The organism is Terriglobales bacterium, from assembly GCA_035764005.1.
In the GTDB taxonomy this organism is placed as follows: Bacteria; Acidobacteriota; Terriglobia; order Terriglobales; family Acidobacteriaceae; genus Gp1-AA112.
In genome coordinates this window covers 44,426-60,529 of the sequence record DASTZZ010000098.1, presented here as the reverse complement: position 1 = coordinate 60,529, position 16,104 = coordinate 44,426, and the positions used below count along the sequence as shown (strand labels likewise).

Below are 16,104 nucleotides of genomic sequence, written 5' to 3'. Positions count from 1 at the left end.
TGGTCTGGTGCCCGAAGTGAACGCCCGCTTCGAGCAGTTCCTTCATTGTGATATTCGCCAATTGACCTCCTTCTATGGATTGCATTCCCAGGATCAAAGTACGTCCCAAGAATTACATTCCCGGCCCGGACCCGTTGCATTTGGATTTCGGGTTCGGGAAGATTTGAAAAACCGGCTTTCGGCTGTCGGCAATCGGCTATCGGCCAAAACATGTTTCCGCTACCGATCTTCAGCTAATTACCGTTTCTTCAGTTGAACAACATTACGACTTCAAACTCGATGCACGGTGAAAGCCCCGACTTCCGGCATTGAATTTGAGGACTCCCTCAAAAAGCCGAAAGCCGATGGCCGACAGCCGATAGCCTCGAAGCGCGCTAGCGCTTCGAGAATTGGAAGCGCTTTCTTGCTCCCTTTTGTCCGTACTTCTTGCGCTCTTTGCCGCGCGCATCACGCGAGAGCAGACCTTCACCCTTCAGCTTCTTGCGAAGCTCGACGTTGAACTCAAGCAGTGCGCGGGCAATGCCCATCTTCACCGCGTCGGCCTGTCCGTTGACTCCGCCGCCGTGGACGTTGGCAATGACGTCAAAAGTCGTGCCAGTCTCGCTGCTCACCAGAGCAGACTTGGCAGCTACGCGCTGCGCGTCGGTGACAAAGTATTTGTCAAACTCGCGATCATTGACGGTGAACTTTCCGCTGCCGGGACGCAAAAACACGCGAGCGATGCTCGATTTACGACGTCCCGTGCCGTAATACTGAACCAGATCAGCCATTCTGTTTTCGTTTCCTGTGTACAGAAGCTTCGAAGCTACGCAGCTGCGAAGCCTCGTAGCCTGAACCTCAAATTGTTAACTGCTTCGCTCTCAGCAACCCGGTCGCTAAGAGCATCAGTGTCTCTAAACCTAAAAGCAAGCTTCGAGGCTGCGCGGCTCCGAAGCTTCGTAGCTTATTTTCCGACTGCCAGCGGCTCGGGTTTCTGTGCAGCATGCGTGTGCTTATCGTCGCGATAAACCTTCAGCTTGCTTCCCATCGCTCGGCCGAGCTTGGTCTTGGGCAGCATGCCTTTGATCGCGTCTTCCACAACCGCTTCCGGACGCCGTGCAATGCGCTTCTCGAACTGCTCTTCACGCAGACCGCCCGGGAATCCGGTGTAGCGGCGATAAACTTTCTGTCCGGCCTTCATGCCGGTCAATTTCACCTTGGCCGCGTTCACCACGATCACGTGGTCGCCGGTGTCGATAAACGGCGTGTACTGCGGGTTATGCTTGCCCGCGAGAACGTGAGCTACCTTGGTCGCAAGGCGGCCCAAAGTCTGGTCCGTGGCATCGACCACGTACCACTTGCGCGCGATTTTCCCCGCAGTGGGGAAACTGGTGGACATTCCAAATTCTCCAAAAGAGATAAAGGGAGGGGCGACTACGCCCGTCCTACGAAAAAGCAAGGCAAGAAGCCAACCACTTAAACTGATCAGTTAGAAGGGCGCTTGCAGCCTACACAACGCGTAGGAATACTACTACAAATTGAGGATAGCGGAGTCCCGGAGAGGGTGTCAATGCCCGCAGAACGAACTACTTCGCACCACACGAATGCGATCCGTCGTCACGCCATGTGCTGCCGTCTGCAAATTTTGTAACTGCAACCCAAGCGTGTGGGTAGGTGCCATCTGGGTGAGGCACAGGTCCGGAGCCGATCGCTTTCTTGTCACCCGGTTTGAGCTTCTTTTGAGAGACCAAAGCACCACCCGGACGTTCATCTCCTACTCCGTCGACCCAGTTGTAGAAGAACTTTTCCGCGGCTACGGGCTTATCACCAAGATTCCTAAATTCAACGCTAATAGCGTCCCCTCTCATGCCTGGAAGGATCTCTGTTTTCGTAACGGTTACGGGGCAGGATTGATCAGCGGCCAGCATCGATCCACACAGGAGTAAAAGAATGCAGGATTTCGAAATCATTTAGCAGCTTTGAATTTAGGCTCGAGTTTGGATTTGGCGAAACCAGCAAAATTCTTACATGATGTTTGCGTTACTAGCAAACTTGCAAACGTGATGCGAGAATTGCTTAGCGACTTGCTGATTGTCTGGTGAATGTATGTCGCTTTTTATTTCTGTGACCGTCCGCCTTACGCGAAATGACGTGCGCGCTTTGAAGCGTGCTCGTGATGCCGGATATTGCCCGTCTGAGCTATTACGACAAGACCCACGAATTATCGCATCTGCCTTCTATTCCGATCGCCGCCCGCCCTCAACTCGCTTGTTCGAATCAGGGGATCCAGAGTTGGGAGACGAGTCACGGATTTTTCGGGACTAGCTTTAGCAACTAATAGAGGGAACTCACGATCACAGGGTCTTAATATACGCGATCAGATCGTCGAGTTCACGCCGGCTGAGCATTCGTCAGAAAGGCGGCATGTTGCCTTTTCCGTCGTGAATGATTCTGCGAGTCGCCGCTTCACTATGCTTGTTTGCCTCGAAGTTCGCTCACGCTTGATGGACCGTCGTGAAAATCTTCGGAGTTCCGATGGCCTGCAATCCAACTGCGTAGGTTGTGCCTGCGGCTTGAAAAGCCACGCACGTCGGACTGAATTGTTCCACCGACACTTCAGCGGGATGAAACAATGTCACGAACCTCATCGGCAGGGCAGCCGCCGCGCGTGCGCCTAACGATAGAGCCGGATCCTTGCTCCCGTAGTACAGCGAGCGCCAGCCGCGAATTTCTTTGTCACATACCGATAAGTCGTCTGCTCCGCTAATTAGTTGACCTGCCCTGGCCAGACTTGTCGAGAATGGGTGGTCAGCGATGATCGCGCAGTTGAAATCACCTTCAGGAAACTGCAGCAACAGCCTGATTGGATCGAGATCGAACCGGAACGGAACGTCTGGAAAGAGCCAATGCAACTGGACTTCGCCTGAGTAGCTTCCCGTCACATCATCGACAACGATCCACAGATCCGCCTCCTGGAAGCACAGTATTGACCTTCGGTGCGTTGCGCCAAGACGACGGTAGCCGTTGTGATACGCCGTGACCGCTTGTGCTTGAGTTCCAATGGAATAGTTTTCAGAGGAAGCCTGGGCCGAATCGAGCCAGAGGAACCGTCCGGCAGGCGTCATCTGATCGCGTCCGGCGATCGTGACGGTGTTGTGCACCGCCGTACCGGCGAGCGCGTTTGCCCATAATGGACCAGCGTTGTACAGATACGATCCGGCGTCGCAGGCTACGTTTTGCCCTCGCCACCACAGATCAAAATGCAACTGATCAGCCTGTGACGGACGATCTTCGTATCGCCCTGCTCGCAGCATCCCGTTACTTTCGTTGGCAATCAGGTTCAGGTATCCAGAAGGAGGAAGTCTCTTCGGAGGACCAGAGGAAGCCGTAGGCTGACTTGCTCGGATGTAACGCAATGCCGGAATGGAAGAATCCGCGGCGGCTCGGTCCGACAGAGGACGTCCGAGGAGCCAAGCCGATAACTCACTCCACGGACCTTCGCGCAAGAGTGGCTTGCCGTGAAGCAACTGATGTGCGGCATCGATGGAAGGCCGAAAATCTGTGTAATCGCAGTTCGTTAATGGCAACAAAAGAGTGCCGTCATTCGCTCCGTAGTTGGGTATGCGCCCGCTGCGCAAATGGCAGAAGCGAACCATAAATGCCAGGCAGCGGTCGAGCGCTTCATAACATTCGGCGGCGAAGCGCACTTCGTGGATCTCGCCGAGCCGGAGCGCCCAGATCAGCAGATCGATGAGCACGCGTTCGTAGTTGAACGAATGCTGAATGTAGCTACCGTCTTCATAAACCTGCTCGCGCAGTTGCGAGACGATCAGCAGCTGTCCCATTCTGGTCCACTCGGCCGCGCGCGCTAGATGAGGAAACAGAACGCCAATCGTGAACAGCCCCACTGCTTCGCTGATGCCGTGATTGTTCCGCTGTGAAAGCGCGTATTCGATGAATCCCGCGATCCTGTCACCGTGAACATCAATCATTCGCGCAAGGCGGAAGACTCGTTCCGAAGTGGAACACGAGGCATTCAGGAACCCGAACAGACCGAAGCACCACGCCATCACGCGAAAGGCAGCTTCCTGCCCGCTGGCCCAGTTCACGCCACAATTCGGCCGATTCACCTCCGCCCAATCCTCCACCAGAGTCCAGAAAGCCTCTGCATATCTTTCATCTGCGCTCGCCGCATAAGCGCGAACCAGCAAGTACACCACCGAGAATCGGCTAGGTTCCCAGACAAACTTGATATCGCTGCCGTCCCTGTCCCCTGTAACCTGTCCCCTGTAACCTGCCGTGCGGCTCCAGTGTCTCGCATCATCAGCACGACTTCCATCGAGCACATTGAGATGCCAGTCGGGAGGAAAGCCGATCTGGAACCATGAATGTGAGAAGTACGGCCACTCACCGGCCAAGACCCGATCTGCATCGCGGCAGACTTGAGCCGAGCAAACAGGTTTCGGGAGTTGTTGCGGGGAGAAGAAAAATTTCGATCTGAGGAGTTCAGATCTAAGTGGATCGCCAACTCTGGTCTCATTGTCAGACGCATTGCCGACTGTGAAGTTCCAATCTGAAACCGGCAAACGCCGCTCGACAATTCCCAGCCTCAACTCAGCTTCAATTCGCAACCGGCGGAGCGCCCAACCCGGACCGAGGTCGCGCACGAGTTTCCAGGCAGTGGAAGGAGGGATCATCCTGACCGATGAATTTTCGAATGGTCGGGATTGTACCGTTTGCCCCTTCCGGGTGGGCCCTATTCAGTCTCCTCCGTCGCCAGACCACAAGCCCGAAGGGCTGGCAGAAGCGGAGCCCAGCGGCGTGAGCCCTGGGTTGGTGCGACCAACGAGACCGAGCCCTGAAAGGGCGACATCGGTACGAAAAATTGGACGTTTTCCAAGGCGGGATGCCGCCCTTTCAGGGCTCTGGACTGCAACCGGACTTACCCAGGGCTCACGCCGCTGGGCTCCGCTTCTGTCAGCCCTTCGGGCCTAATCTGGTGAATCTTGGGTACGATGGAGGCCCTGGGCAGAGTCGAACTGCCGACCAACGGTTTAGGAAACCGCTGCTCTATCCATCTGAGCTACAGGGCCATCGGTCAATTTTATTGTATGGCGTGATCACTTCTCGCCCGCGACACACGCGAAGCTCTCCGCACTGTTAACATCTCCTGAGCCTTTATACTTCGCGATCTGCGGATATGCGCACAAGGGCCGAGTCATGCTCGGCTGACTCGCAGCATTGGAGTCGACGTATTTACTCGCGATGATCTTTGACGGAGCTGTGCCTCTTTCCACCCAGTCTTCGAGCGCTAACCGCATGTTGTGCTCAGCATCCTGACGAGCGTGTACACCCTCCTCGAACGATGTTGCTCCCGGGCCGCCGCCGCAGTGCTGCATCCCTGGCACCATGTACACGCGCAGAAACGACTCGACGCTCTGCGCTCCCATTTTGGTCTGCACCTGGTGGAAGTAGTTGATGGTGTTCAGCGCGGAGATCGCGGGATCGTTCCACCCGTGGTAGATGATGAGCTTGCCGCCTCTGTTCTTAAACCGCGATAGATCGGGATTGGTGGCGTTTAGAATTTTCGCGCCTTTTTTATCGGAGGCCTTTGTCGCCTGCGACAGATCGGCGGTTTTGTAATCCCAGTCGGCTTTGTCGTAAATCATGTTTGCAAAGTAGCCGTTCCCGAAAGCGAAAAGCAAAGCACGGCCGGGAGCCGCGCCGGTGATCCATACGGACCAACCGATTTCGCCGGTTTCTGCGCCCGGAAGGAAGCCGGGGAATATTTGACCATGGCTGTCGTGCGCGCCTTGATAAAGCTTCTTCAAGGCTGTGACCTGCGGCGGGGTCAGGCATTGGTCGTTGTCGGTCGACTTGCAGGTCAGCACCTCAGGATCAAAATGGCACTGGCGTGGGTCGTTGAGGATTCCGTCTTTTACTCCATCCTGGGCATCGCAGGCAGAGTTTACCGCTGCTGCGATCGCCGGGAGCTTCGACGATGGAATGTAGCTGGCAGGATCGAGCGTGGTCGCCTGCGCGTCCCATAACGCGCCGACCAGCAGATGACTCCAATAATTTGCGGGAGCGCCGGCGAGAATGCCGTCGTAGTCCTCCGGATACCGCTGCGCTTCCATCAGAGCCTCGCGTCCGCCGTTCGAGCAGCTCCCAAAATAGGAATGCTTCGGCTTGCTCTGGTAAAACGCTGTGATCGTCTGCTTGGCGATCTCCGTCATTACGTGAATCCCGCGATAGCCGAAATCGACGATCTTTTCCGGATGTCCGAGCGCCCAACTTGCATCGACTGCCGATCCTGAATGGCCAGTATCGGTTCCGGCGGTCGCATACCCCTGCCTAAGAGCTGTAGCCATGCCGCGATAATCGATCTGTCCGGCGAAGCCGCCGTTTCCCTGCGCCTGGAATTTCCCATTCCAGCCAGTAGCCGGCATCCAGACTTCGATCTTGATATCGGAATCAGAGCTGGGATGAGCTTCTACGCGAACGCGGCAGAACGCCGGAAGCGATTTGAACTGCGCAGCCATGGCAGGAGGAACATTTTCCGGAGAGGAAGCTGAGCCTGCGTCGACTGCCTCTGCTGCAGTAATTTGCGCGTCCTTCAAAGCCAGTTGTTTGAGCTTTTCGCACGAGGACGTTTGAGCCTGTGCCGCGCTGAGCGTCACAAGCAGGGAAATGACGATCGCTTGCGGGACCGATATGGTCTTCATTTGGCACCGCCTGCAGTGGCTTGAGCCGCCGGTTGCGTTTGGATGTCGGCGATCTCCGCTGCCGCTCGCGCGACACGATCGTTGTACTCAGAAATTTTTTTCTTCACCACGTCCGACCTCCAGTCCTGACCGACACGTGAGGCAACCTTCTCCATCTGCTCCTGGCTCAGGCCTTTCGTGAGCGCCTGCACTTGCTCCTGCGCTTTAGTGAGAACTTCGCTGTAGTGAGTAAGCTCCTTCGCCGCATTCTCCGGGTGATAGCTGAGACGATCGCCGCTCTGCATAGCATCGATCAGCTCATCGGGAGACCAGCCGAGAGGCCAGGTTTCATTCAGGGAATCGTAGGCTTCGCGGAGCCGAGTCATAGCGCCGGCAAAGCCGTCCAGCTCCTTCCGGCGCCCGATCACATCGGCAGTGCGCTTCACCTGAACAGTCACCGTGCTGCTCACCGGAAAATGTGGAGTTGTGATGATGGTATCCAGCGCGTTGCCATCGTAACGCCAGCCGACTTTGTCCTGCGCTGATGCGAGGGTCAGTGCCTTGCCGTTTACAGTTACTGACTGTGGTGGCCAATCTCCCGGCAAGCGAATTTCGTATGAGCGCTGCGTCGGCATGCCTGCATATCCGCCTCGAACTGGAGCGACCGTCACCGTGAGCGTTCCATTCGTCTCGGAAGCGTGAAGATCAGTCCAGGCATCTTTCCCAATTTGGTATTCCCGTGCCTTCCCGGAATCCTCGTAAAGCGTGTACGACGACTTCTCTCCTGCGGTAAGGGGAAAGACATTCACGATCAATGGATCGATCGGCTTCTCGCCGGTGTGCTCCATCTTGGGAGCCATGGGAACGATTGCGCCCGCACGCACATAGACCGGGGTCTCGCGAATCGAGAACTTGCGCGTAAGTTCAACCGGTCCGGTGAAATGCTTGCCGGTGTTCCACTCGATCCACTCGCCTTGTGGCAGCCAGACAGATTCGCTTGCCAGCCCCGTGGCCTTGTCGATCGGGCTGACGACTGGGGCAACGATCATGTTGTCGCCGAACATGTATTCGTTTTTCGCCGCGTATGCCTGCTCAGCTTCAGGCCAGTCATAGTAGAGCGGGCGCAGGAAGGCCACGCCGGTGTCGTAGGTCCGCCGCGCCTCGGTGTAGATGTACGGGATCAGCGCATAGCGAAGATGAAACTCGTCGCGCATGATGTCGGCATAAGGCTCGGGATAGGCCCAGATACGTCGTTCTGATTCAGGATTCTTCGTGGTGTGCGTCCGCAGAATCGGGCTGAAAGTCCCAAACTGAATCCAGCGCGTGTAGAGCTCGGGATCGACGGCTCCGGGCATGTGTCCACCGATGTCGTGGCTCCAGTACGCGTATCCGACGTTCGCTGCTGTCGCCGTAAACCACGGCTGGAAAGCGAGCGAGTCCCAGACGGAAATCGTGTCACCGGAGAATCCGATCTGGTAACGATGATTCCCGAGCCCACCCCAGCGATGAAAGAGCAGCGGACGCTTGCCCTCGCGTTCCTGGTCTGTGAAATGAACGTAGTTCAGCCACCACGTCGGATTCACGCCCGCAGTTTTTGTGTCCTTCTCCTGCTGCCAGTCGAGCCACCAGAAATCGACACCTTGTCTCTCCAGTGGATGGTGCAGCACGTCCATATAGTTCTGGGCGAACTTCTTGTTTGTAATATCGAACGGCACGTATTTCTTCGTTGCCGGATCGATGCCCATGCGGCGTGCCATTTCGGGATAGGCTTGCTCCCAAGGCTGCACACCGGACGCGGGATGCAGATTCATCGTGGTCTTCAGCCCCTGGCTCTTGATGCTCTTCATGAATGCGTCGGGATCCGGAAAGAGCAGCTTGTTCCATGTGTATCCCGACCAGCCGAGCGTGTGGCCGGACTGATCTTTCTCCTGCGAAAACCAGTTCTGATGGAAGGTGAGGTGCCAGTCCATGTCGATGACGAGCACGTCGAGTGGGACATCGCTCTCGTGGAAGCCGCGCACGAGATCCTGAAATTCCTGATCGCTGTACGCCCAGTACCGTGACCACCAGGTTCCGAAAGCGAACCGCGGCGGCAGTGGGATTTTTCCGGCGACGCGAGTGAAATCGGTAAGAGCCTGCTTGTAGTTGTGTCCGTACCCGAAGAAGTACCAGTCCTGACGATCGCCTTCCGGACGCTCCATCACCCACGGCCAGGGGCTCTGTTCACCTTGCGTAAAACGAAAATCGTCGGAATCGAAGAGCGGACGTTTGGAGTCGTCGACCAGCACCCAGCCATCGCGCGAGATCAGGCCAGGATCGATCGGCTCGCGTGTCTTTCCCCCGAGCGCGCCATCGAGCGTGCGCGTGGTGCCCTGGAGATTGCCTTTGTCTTCCATTCCGGGATGCCAAGTGACTTGATTGCCGTTGAGCGTGAGGTCAATGTGCAGATTGTCTGAAGTGAATTTGCCATCGCCGGACTGCCGATACGACAGCGACAGGGCATCGGTCTTAATATCGAGCACGTCAGTATCGCCGTCCTTGTGCTCGGAATGCGTGAACTCGGGCACGGGTAGATGCCGATTTAGGAACACCAACGAGGGATGATCCTCGAATTTGCCATCCGCCGCCCACTCCATGCGAATCATCTGCGGCGTCAGCACGGTAAACCGCGCATTGCCGAGGATGACAACCGCTGCGTGATCGGCGACAGGGTTGTAGAGTCCCGGCAGAGTCGGCGCTGACTTAGGTTGTTGTGCCGCTCCTGCACTGCACAGAATCAATACAAAAAGAAGCACGCAAAGAGACCGGATGGTCAGTAAAAAGGAATTTCTCAAAACTGTCATGGAGATCATGTGGGAGAGCAATGTTAATCCACCCGCAGGTGAATTGGCGTGGTTGATCGCTAGAACGGCGTTCAGAATGATATCTGTGCAGCGCGGAAGCCCGCGATACGCGCGAAAAAGAGCCGCTGATTCCTAAACGTGGCGGTTATCGCAAGCTCAAGAGCTTTCAAGTAGCTCAATTGATTTACGACGTGACTATCCGCTTCTGCGATCGATACGTCGAGAAGCGCAGCCGTACCCACGATCAGATGGTCCAGGCAGCCAGGAGCGGAGTGCAAAACATTGCCGAAGGCAGCCAGGCTGCCGGCACCTCAAAGAAGACCGAACTCAAATTGACCAACGTAGCGCGTGCAAGTCTAGAAGAGCTGCACCTCGATTATGAAGACTTTCTTCGGCAGCGCGGCCTGCCAATTTGGGATCGGCAAGATCGGAGGCGCGAAAGTTTGATTGCACGGCGATGCACGAGCGCTGATTGCGTGGCTCTGTGGGTGCAAGAACAACGTGGACTGAGTGGACTTGGTGGACCCAGTGGACTGAGTGGACGCAGTGAACCAAACAAGATCAATATCGGTGCGAGGGGCTCGCAGTCGTCGCCTTCGTCCACTAAGTCCACCAAGTCCACTGAGTCCACTTTTCCCGAAATTGCCGCGAATGCTGCGTTGGTGCTAATTGCGGTAGCGTGCAGCCTGCTTGATCGCCAGCTTGCTTCTCTTGCTGCCGCCTTTGAACGTGAGGGAGGGTTTGCCGAACGCCTCTACCGCGTTCGCGCGCAAGCACGTGGCCGGTAATGGCACTGAGCTCTCATCGCCGCAGCAAATGAACCCCGAACCACTTCCGTGGGTCAAACCACGTGCGTTCGCGGCGAAGTCCAGCATTGGCGACCATTCTGTCCACCATGTCCATGGAGAACTTCGTGCTGTTTTCGGTGTGAATGGTTTCGCCCTCGCGGAAACTTACGACTATGTCCAGCATCTCGATCGGCACACTCTGCTCGCACACGCTTTCGAGGTGCATCTCGATGCGGCTCTGCTCGTCGTTCCAGCGGATGCGGTGCGCGAACGTGCTGAGCTTGAATCCGGCGCCGAGTTCTCGGTTGATCCGGCGAAGCAAGTTCTTGTTAAACGCAGCAGTCACGCCTTGCGCATCGTCATAGGCAGGGATCAGCAGGTCGAGGCTCTTGCGCATATCGGTGCCGAGGAGAACGGCATCGTGTGCCGAGAGGCTGCGGCGAATATCTGAAAGTAGACGCGCAGCTTCAAAGAGTTCGAAATTGCCGATGCTTGAACCGATGAAGAGCACAAGCTTGCGGCCAGCGAAGCGCGGTAATTTTGCCAGACCTGGAGCGTACTCGGCATGAATGGGCTGTACGTTTACGCCGGAACAGATGGAGCGGATACGAGATTGGGCATCGCGCAGCGCAGCTCCAGACACATCAATGGGAATGTAATTCGCTTCACCAGAGGCCTCGACTGCCGCGCCGAGCAGCAATGTGGTTTTCGAAGCACTCCCTGCTCCAAGTTCAACAAGCGTTTCGGGATTGCCCGCAGCAGAGATGATCTCATCGGCGTACTCGCTGAGAATCCCCCGTTCAGTGCGCGTGAGGTAATACTCCGGCAATTCTGTGATGCGTTCGAAGAGCAGCGAACCTTCATGGTCGTAGAACAGCTTTGGCGGGAGCCATTTTGGGAATGATGTGAGCCCTTCGAGAACCGCGCCGGCGATCTCCGGCAGCTCGCGGATTGCAGGAACGACTCTAGGCAGCATCCGCGGCCAGCCTTATCCCAGTGAATTGCCAGCGGGCTGGCGCAGGAAAGAAATTCCGATAGCTTGCGCGAATGTGCGACTGCGGCGTTGCACATGACCCTCCGCGAAGCACCCACTGATCGCACATGAATTTTCCGTTGTACTCGCCGAGAGCCCCTGTCGCGGCGCGGAATCCGGGATAGGCGACGTAGGGACTCGACGTCCATTCCCAGACGTCTCCGAACATCTGCTCCGGATTAGTTCCAAATTGGGAACCTGCAGCTTCAGGGTGCAGCGCACCGCTTTCGACAAAGTTGCCGGTTATCGGCCGATCAGACGCGGCATGTTCCCATTCTGATTCGAGCGGAAGGCGCACGCCTTTCCAGCGCGCAAATGCATCGGCCTCGAAATAGCTCACGTGGCAGACGGGTTCATGGAGACGAAGCTCATGCACTCCTGTCAGTGTGAACACGCGCCAGCCTTGGTCATGGCGCTCCCAATACAGAGGAGCTTCCCAGTGTTCCTGTAAGACAGTGTCCCATCCATTCGAGAGCCACAGCTCCGGGCGGCGATACCCGCCATCCTCGATGAATTCGAGGTATTCGCGGTTGGTAACGAGCCGGCTTTGCAGACGAAAATCGCGAAGGAGGGCTTCGTGGCGCGGCAGCTCGTTATCGAAGCAAAATCCCTCGCCTGAATAACCGATGTTCACAATGCCGCCCGAATATGTTTCCCATTTTGAATCGATACCGCGTTGCGGCTGCATGTCCCTCGGCTGAGTGCGATATAGAGGTCTTAGTGGCTGGCTCCAGAAGGCATGCTTGATATCGGTGAGAATCAGTTCCTGATGCTGCTGCTCGTGCTGCAGGCCGAGTTCGATTTTGGAAAGCAGATCCGTCTGGCGGTCAGGATCCAAATCGCCAATCAGCCGCACCATGTGCTCATCCACATATTCGCGATAAGCGATTACTTCATCCAAGGTCGGGCGCGAAAACAGACCGCGATTGGCGCGATTGGGATGATCTCCGACTTGTTTGTAATAGGAGTTAAAGACGGTCTGGAACCGTTCATCGATAGGGCGGTATTCGCGGCAATTCGGTCTAAGAATGAAAGTCTCAAAAAACCAGGCGGTATGCGCCAGATGCCACTTCGCCGGACTAGCTCCAGGCATCGACTGCAACATCTGATCTTCCGCAGAGAGCGAAGCAAGCAGCGCGAGCGTGGCGCGGCGCACCTCACCGTATCGCGCTTGCAGGCTCTCAACCGAGCGCTGCGAACCAGACCACCGGCTGGACAGAGAAGTTGCCATAGGGCAATTCTGGGAATCTTAAACCGTCGCCAGAAAACAAGCGACGGCCAAGGACCAGCGTACTGTTGTCACGTTCCGCTGGTCCCGACGAGAGCTTTAGATGCGGGAAGATTTGAAAGGCGCCAAATTGTTTTGCTTTGAATGAGCAACAAGCGATCGAATTATGACAATTCTGTCAGGGAAAGCGTTCAGCCCCACCTCGGATGTTCATCCAGACTGATGCCTAGCATTGTCTTGGCTATCACCTCATGAGCAAGAAACGAGTTTGCCGGGTGAATGCGTCCGAGCCGCGCATCTCTGACCAGGCGCTCGTAGCCGACGGAGCGAAAGATGCCTCCCCCGCCCATGACGTCGAGGCCCAAATCGATTACGCGCCAGGAACCCTCGACCGCTCGATATTTGGCTGCGAATATCTTTGCCGGCCAGGCGGCGCCGTGATCTAGGCCGTTTGACCAATCCTGCGCAACGCTCTCCAGGTGAGGGCCGATGGATTCAAGTTCAATCGCCATCTCAGCGACTGCGTGCTGTACTTCGGGGTGGTACGCCATTGATCGAGAAAGCGCGAGTGAGGTTTTCTTTTTTGTTGATGCCACGGCCAGGTCAAGCGCCCGGTTCGCCAGTCCATAATAGATGTTGCCGAATCCCAGCAACCCCCAGGCAAAAATGCCGAGAATAAAGGCATCCACTCCAGCTCCTCCAGCGGGCACAACACGAGCGATATACCGATCTGGAACAAAGACATTTTCCAAAACGGTATCGTCGCTGCGCGTTGCGCGCATGCCGAGAGTGTCCCAGGTTTCTTTGATCACGTAGCCGGCGGTGTCGCGCGGCATGAAGCCGTGGACTATCTTCGGCTGCTTGGGATCGCTCATGTCCATGCCGTGCAGGCCGAAGCGCGTCCAGACTGGAGTCAAGCTGCCGAACTGCTTGCGGCCTGTAAACCTATATCCGCCTTCGACTCGTTCTGCCTTCGTCGTGGAGAGCAGGATCGGGATGTCGTTGCCGCTTTCCGCGTGCCCAGCGGCGAAGACCTCGCCGGCGGCGGCCTCGCGCAGGAGCCACTCCAGCGAGTGATCGCCGCCGCTCCACAGGTCAGCGGCGATGCCTACCCAGTACAAATGCATGTTCACAGCCAAGGCGGTAGCCGGAGCGTGATATGCAAGCCGCCGCTGCTCCCGGCAAACCTCGGCAAGCGTCATGCCGGCGCCGCCGAATTGGGTAGGCACCGGCATGAGGAGATACTTCGCCGCGCGTAGTTCGTCGAAGTCTTCCTGGAAGAACCGGTTCTCGCGATCGTACGCAGCAGCGCGCGACGCGAATCGCGCCAGCATCTCGTCAGTGAGAAGCGACTCGCGTGCAGCACCCTGCTGCGGAACGGAAACTATCGACGAAAAATCAGAGCGCCCGTCGATTGGGATCGTCTTTGAGGCTGTTGCCTGTGAACTTGAATTCATGTTTTCCTTCTTTCCCATTGTGGTAAAATGGGTTCTTCAGTTCCCGTTTACTTACGGTCTCGCCTCGTAAACGATGTTGAACGGAGTTTCTGTTGCGCGACGGAAGCGGCTGAATCCAGCTTTGGTAACAACTTCGCGGATGCGAGCTTCTCCAGCCTGTGCGCCCAAGCACAATCCAACTTCCTGCGAACGCGAGCACGGCGTGCATAACAACGTGGAGAACGAGTAGTACACGCGTCCGACCGGATTCAGATTGTCCTTCAAATCGTCCTTAGCATAAGGTTCCACGATCATCCATGTGCCGTCTTTTGCCAGCGCTTGATGCACATGAGTCGCCGCACCCACCGGATCGCCCATGTCGTGCAGGCAGTCGAAGAAAGCTACGAGATCGTAGTCCTTGCCCGGAAATTCTTTTGCCTTGCCTATCTCGAAGCTGACGCGATCAGCGACTCCTTCGCGCTTGGCACCCTCACGGGCTGCGTCGATGGAGCCCGTGTGATAATCAAAGCCATAAAAGCGTGATTTCGTGAACGTCTTTGCCAAGAGTAGAGTGGAAGCTCCTTTGCCACAGCCGACGTCGGCGACACGCGCACCCGCCTGCAGTTTCTTCTGCACGCCTTCGAGGGACGGAATCCACGAACTTGCGAGGTTGGCGGCGTAGCCAGGGCGAAAGAACTTCTCGCATCCGTGAAAGACATCCTCGGCGTGTTCGTGCCAGCCAAATCCGGCGCCGGTGCGAAATGCATCTGTGATCCGCGGCACCGCAGCCAGTGCGCCAAGTGCCAACTGGAATGCGCCAGGCAGGTATGCGGGACTGTTCTCATCCGCAAGCGTAAATGCCTGTTCTTCGCTGAGGCTGAATTTACCGCTCTTGTCATCGTATGTGACATATCCGCCAGCCGCCTGGGATGACAGCCATTCACGCACATAGCGTTCATCCGTCTGCGTCTTCGCTGCGAGCTGAGCCGGCGTCATGGGACCGCTGGCCAACGCTTTGTAGAGTCCGAGTCTCTCCCCGATCACAACCATACCCGCGTGGGCCGAAGCGCCGAGATCGTTTACAAACTGTCCGATGAAGGCGTTGAGTTTGTTCATGTCGAGTGCGGAAGCTGGTGCTGTGCTCATATGAATACCCCTTTTCGTTGCTGTTGCAAGTTTCTATTGTTCAGTCTTCTCAGCCCAGTCTCCCCGCCAGCAACGGGCACGGGAAGCTGGGCTGGAATTGTCTCACTGTGCAGAGAAGGATTGGCAGGAAACATTCGGGTGCCAGTTCACGAATGCTCCATTAGGATTCTCCTTCCACGCCCATACATGCAGCGTGTAGAAGGCCGGAAGACCGAACCGGTTGGGAGCTTCGAAGTAGTGGAAGAGCTGCCCCATAAGTTCCGGGGGGCCGGAGTGCTGCGAATCCCATTGCTGCGCGATCACCAGAAAGTCAGCGCCGATGAGCTTCAACTTCCCATCCGGTGTCGGCTCGTAGATCACGATCTGCGGGTGTCTGGCATCGAGAATGCCGCTGGATACGAGAGCGCCATTCACGTAGTGAAGCCCCATTGCTCCCGAATCAGGACCGGTAACACAGCCAAACTGCAGGGCATAGCCGTCCGCCTCGGCCACAGAGACGTCCTTGTACTTCTCAGTCGCCTGGCGAACAACGTTCACAAGATTTTGGGCTTGGCTGCTCATTGCGTCGTTTTGCTGCGCGTTATGCGAATGCCCATCCTGCGCCAAAGCGCTTGAGGTACAGGCGCACACCACTGCAACAAACAACGCGACGGTGGAAAGCTGCAAGTACGTCGCGAATCTTTCGAAGTTCATCGTGGAATCCTCCCCAATCTGGATTTCTTATCTGTTTATGGGATCTAGGTCCCTGAAGGTGGCTACGCACCTTACTAGGGCCGTAGCCACTGCTTTGCTAGAATTCGCACTGCGCAGGGCTCGCTTAAACCGGAACGCGGTGCTTATCTCGCCTCGCAACTGGAAGGTACTGCGCGGACAAACCGGAAGTAACGAAAGACCGCCAAAGAAAGTCCAAAGATTCAACGAATACGCGGACCGCCGCGTTGGTGTGC

General features: G+C 56.5%; 11 protein-coding genes and 1 tRNA gene. 1 reads left to right on the top strand and 11 read right to left on the bottom strand.

The features are described from left to right. Positions 1–374 precede the first annotated feature (374 nt). The 6 genes from rpsI to VFU50_15995 form a co-directional block, all read right to left on the bottom strand. Entirely contained in the window at positions 375–770 is a 396-nt protein-coding gene (gene rpsI / locus VFU50_16020; protein HEU5234368.1) for a 30S ribosomal protein S9, read from the bottom strand. Positions 771–943: 173 nt separating this feature from the next. After that, the gene (rplM, locus tag VFU50_16015) at positions 944–1,378 is read right to left on the bottom strand and encodes a 50S ribosomal protein L13 (GenBank protein ID HEU5234367.1); all 435 of its coding nucleotides are present in this window, start codon (positions 1,376–1,378) and stop codon (positions 944–946) included. 1,096 nt (positions 1,379–2,474) lie between these two features. Continuing rightward, positions 2,475–4,676, bottom strand: a complete 2,202-nt coding sequence (locus VFU50_16010) for an alginate lyase family protein (protein HEU5234366.1) — start codon at positions 4,674–4,676, stop codon at positions 2,475–2,477. Between the two features lie 319 nt (positions 4,677–4,995). Next, positions 4,996–5,072, bottom strand: a tRNA-Arg gene (locus VFU50_16005). A 27-nt stretch (positions 5,073–5,099) separates the two neighbouring features. Then, on the bottom strand, positions 5,100–6,704 hold the full coding sequence (locus VFU50_16000; protein HEU5234365.1) for a tannase/feruloyl esterase family alpha/beta hydrolase: 1,605 nt from the start codon (positions 6,702–6,704) through the stop codon (positions 5,100–5,102). Beyond that, positions 6,701–9,478: a TIM-barrel domain-containing protein gene (locus VFU50_15995; GenBank protein HEU5234364.1), complete on the bottom strand. Its 2,778-nt coding sequence runs from the start codon at positions 9,476–9,478 to the stop codon at positions 6,701–6,703. Before VFU50_15995 ends, VFU50_16000 begins: the two co-directional genes overlap by 4 nt. Positions 9,479–9,609: 131 nt before the next feature. On the opposite strand from VFU50_15995, the gene VFU50_15990 reads away from it, so the two are divergent. Further along, the gene (locus tag VFU50_15990) at positions 9,610–10,314 is read left to right on the top strand and encodes a four helix bundle suffix domain-containing protein (GenBank protein HEU5234363.1); all 705 of its coding nucleotides are present in this window, start codon (positions 9,610–9,612) and stop codon (positions 10,312–10,314) included. Between the two features lie 13 nt (positions 10,315–10,327). Here the strand turns inward: VFU50_15990 and egtD are convergent, their stop codons facing one another. From egtD to VFU50_15965, 5 genes are all read right to left on the bottom strand, one after another. Then, a complete protein-coding gene (gene egtD, locus VFU50_15985; protein ID HEU5234362.1) occupies positions 10,328–11,290 on the bottom strand; it encodes an L-histidine N(alpha)-methyltransferase in 963 nt (320 codons plus the stop codon). Then, the gene (gene egtB / locus VFU50_15980) at positions 11,280–12,578 is read right to left on the bottom strand and encodes an ergothioneine biosynthesis protein EgtB (GenBank protein HEU5234361.1); all 1,299 of its coding nucleotides are present in this window, start codon (positions 12,576–12,578) and stop codon (positions 11,280–11,282) included. The genes egtD and egtB overlap by 11 nt, the downstream gene beginning before the upstream one ends. A 188-nt stretch (positions 12,579–12,766) precedes the next feature. Further along, positions 12,767–14,032, bottom strand: coding sequence for an acyl-CoA dehydrogenase family protein (locus VFU50_15975; GenBank protein HEU5234360.1), 1,266 nt, complete (start codon positions 14,030–14,032; stop codon positions 12,767–12,769). Between the two features lie 51 nt (positions 14,033–14,083). Further along, a complete protein-coding gene (locus tag VFU50_15970; GenBank protein ID HEU5234359.1) occupies positions 14,084–15,157 on the bottom strand; it encodes a class I SAM-dependent methyltransferase in 1,074 nt (357 codons plus the stop codon). A 102-nt stretch (positions 15,158–15,259) separates the two neighbouring features. Continuing rightward, on the bottom strand, positions 15,260–15,850 hold the full coding sequence (locus VFU50_15965) for a hypothetical protein (GenBank protein HEU5234358.1): 591 nt from the start codon (positions 15,848–15,850) through the stop codon (positions 15,260–15,262). Between the last annotated feature and the right edge of the window lie 254 nt (positions 15,851–16,104).